Origin of the sequence: Pseudomonas khorasanensis (genome assembly GCF_014268505.2) — a bacterium.
In the GTDB taxonomy this organism is placed as follows: Bacteria; Pseudomonadota; Gammaproteobacteria; order Pseudomonadales; family Pseudomonadaceae; genus Aquipseudomonas; species Aquipseudomonas khorasanensis.
Genome location: NZ_JABWQP020000047.1, coordinates 1 through 547, shown reverse-complemented (window position 1 = coordinate 547; position 547 = coordinate 1). Strand labels below are relative to the sequence as shown.

The following is a 547-nucleotide window of genomic DNA, read 5'->3' as shown; positions in this document are numbered from 1 at the left end:
CCCAGCACCAACCGATGACGTCTACAAAGACGCCGGTTCGGTACAGGCGACGATCACCGGCGCCACAGGTGGCAACTTCGAAAACCTGGTGCCGAGCACGGTTCCGGCCGTGACGACCGTCACCGACACCATCGACACCTCGACGGTCAAATTGACCGCCGATACCTCAGTGGCTGAGGGCGGCACCGTCACTTACACCGCCACGGTTGGCGCGCCAGTAACCGGTTCGCCGGTTGTCGTGACCTTGGCCAACGGCCAGAACATCACCATCGCTGTCGGTCAAACCACCGGTACCGCGACCTTCACCGCACCGAACGATGCGCTGACTGGCAATGCGCCGATAACTAACGCAATCACCAATGTCACTGGCGGCAACTTCGAAAATCTGGTCGCCGACAAAACTCCGGTCAGCACCACTGTCACCGACGTTACCGACACCACCAATCTGTCGCTGAGTGCCACTGGCTCCGTTGCTGAAGGTGGTTCGATTGTTTACACCGCTACGCTGACCAATCCGGCCGGCTCGCCAGTCACCGTGACCTTGTCC

The 547-nt window shown here is 60.5% G+C and carries 1 protein-coding gene; it reads left to right on the top strand.

Features of this window, described 5'->3' with window-relative positions; genetic code table 11:
* A partial coding sequence (locus HU727_RS25520; protein ID WP_217847158.1) for an immunoglobulin-like domain-containing protein occupies positions 1 to 547 on the top strand: 547 nt, incomplete at both ends.